Raw genomic sequence first — 1,964 nt, 5'->3', positions numbered from 1 at the left:
CATGGCCGCTTTCCTCTGATCCTTGCTCACTCAACTCCACGCAGGGAGTTTGTGGCAAGGATCATTGGCACAGAGGGGAGAGGGCAACGGAAGCCGAAGCAACTGTCACCACTATTTGAGATAGGTGCGTAGGGTGGAGATTACCTGCTCCAAATCCGCCTCCCGCTGCTCTGGCGGCAGGGTGGTCGAGTTCAGATGCTCCCGCAGATGCCCCTCCAGCACTTCGGTCATCAAACCGCTTACAGCCCCTCTTATCGCGGCGATCTGCTGCAATATGGCAGAGCAATCCTTCTCCTGCTCTAGGGCTTTTTCCAGTGCCTCGGTCTGCCCCTTAACCCGCCTCACGCGGGTTAAGAGCTTACTTTTGTCCTTGATGGTATGCGCCATTCACTTGACCTGTTCGACCAAAAACTATACTGGGGTAGGGTATCCGGCGACCAGCCTGAGGAGACGGCGCATGTGCCCTACGACTTCGTCCGAGCATTGGTATCATACTCACGTTTTTGACGAAGGAAACCCGTTAGCGGAACGCAATACCCGCTGGGCGGTGGTACTGACCATCATCATGATGGTGGCCGAAATATGCGGTGGCTGGATATTCAATTCCATGGCGCTGTTGGCAGATGGCTGGCACATGAGCTCGCACGCCTTGGCCTTGGGTTTGTCCTTGATGGCTTATGGCGCGGCAAGGCGCTACGCCCAAGACAAACGGTTTTCTTTTGGCACTTGGAAGATAGAGGTGTTGGGGGGCTATACCAGTGCGATTATTCTCGTCGGAGTGGCGGCCGTGATGCTCTACCAGTCAGTGGAGCGCCTAATTTCTCCGATTCCCATTCATTACGACCAAGCCATTGCGATAGCGGCGGTCGGATTGTTCGTCAACGTGCTGTGCGCCTGGTTGCTAAAGGATGGCCATGGGCATGGGCATGGGCATGGGCATGAACATCACCATGGGCATCATCACGACATGAACCTGCGCTCTGCATACATTCATGTGGTGGCGGACGCGGCGACTTCAGTATTGGCTATCTTCGCCTTGATAGGCGGCAAGTTCTGGGGTGCCGATTGGCTTGACCCCCTGATGGGCATTGCCGGGGCCGGTTTGGTTTCGGCTTGGGCCTTTGGACTAATGCGCGATACAGGGCGGGTGCTACTTGATGCCGAGATGGATGCTCCGGTAGTGGCGGAAATACACGAGGTCATCGAAGCCAGCCCGATCAAGGCGGATGTCACCGACCTTCATGTCTGGCGCGTTGGCAAGGGAAAGTATGCGTGCATCCTGGCCTTGGCCGTTGACGGCCAAGCCAGCCCCGAAGAATTCCGACGGCAGTTGGGGGTACACGAGGAACTTGTGCATGTGACTGTAGAAGTAAATCAACGAAAACTCACCTCATAGGGTTTTAGAAGGCGTTCGGCATTGGCTGCCTCCATCACCACCTCCTCGCCATTCAAGCGGAATCCCAGGCAAAGTATCGGCCCGGCTCTGGTTGCTCTGGAATCCGGAAATTGTTCTGGCGACCGACTGGCTGGATTGGGCGCAAAGCATTCATCCGACCAGGCTAGCCCGTCTTATTCACCGGGACACGGAGTTTTGCTGGCGGATGTAGCATAACGTCCTGATGCGGCGTAAGAGCCCGTCCGGAAGGTTCTTGAGTCCGATGAATCAGTTGTGATTCCATAGCTCTCCAGACGAATCGGGGGGGCAGCATGTGGACGAAGGAGAACCGGCGTGTCTATGAGCGGCGCGGCCTCCGCTATCCCAGCGACTTGACGGATGAAGAATGGGCGCTGGTGGAACCGTTGATTGAACGAAACCGCTGGCGCGGTATTGGAGCCTGATGTGACGTCGAAGGCTCCCGTCTGACAGGGTTGGTTTCCCGACCACCCTACAGACAGGAGGCCCCCGATGGCCGAATTGAGCCCTCTGCGTCGCCGCATGATCGAGGACATGACGGTCCGCAATC

General features: G+C 56.8%; 2 protein-coding genes and 1 pseudogene. 2 read left to right on the top strand and 1 reads right to left on the bottom strand.

All coding sequences use genetic code 11. From position 1 onward, the window contains the following. Positions 1–111 precede the first annotated feature (111 nt). Complete coding sequence (locus A6A05_RS02790) at positions 112–387, bottom strand: metal/formaldehyde-sensitive transcriptional repressor (protein ID WP_068497251.1); 276 nt, start codon at positions 385–387, stop codon at positions 112–114. A gap of 70 nt (positions 388–457) precedes the next feature. On the opposite strand from A6A05_RS02790, the gene dmeF reads away from it, so the two are divergent. Both dmeF and A6A05_RS20580 read left to right on the top strand, forming a co-directional pair. After that, a complete protein-coding gene (gene dmeF, locus A6A05_RS02785; protein WP_068497249.1) occupies positions 458–1,396 on the top strand; it encodes a CDF family Co(II)/Ni(II) efflux transporter DmeF in 939 nt (312 codons plus the stop codon). A gap of 311 nt (positions 1,397–1,707) precedes the next feature. Continuing rightward, positions 1,708–1,830: pseudogene (locus A6A05_RS20580) on the top strand (IS5/IS1182 family transposase); the annotation flags it as partial. Between the last annotated feature and the right edge of the window lie 134 nt (positions 1,831–1,964).

The organism is Magnetospirillum moscoviense (assembly GCF_001650635.1).
In the GTDB taxonomy this organism is placed as follows: Bacteria; Pseudomonadota; Alphaproteobacteria; order Rhodospirillales; family Magnetospirillaceae; genus Magnetospirillum; species Magnetospirillum moscoviense.
The sequence above is the reverse complement of the archived record's forward strand: the minus strand, read 5'-3'. Positions and strand labels throughout refer to the sequence as shown.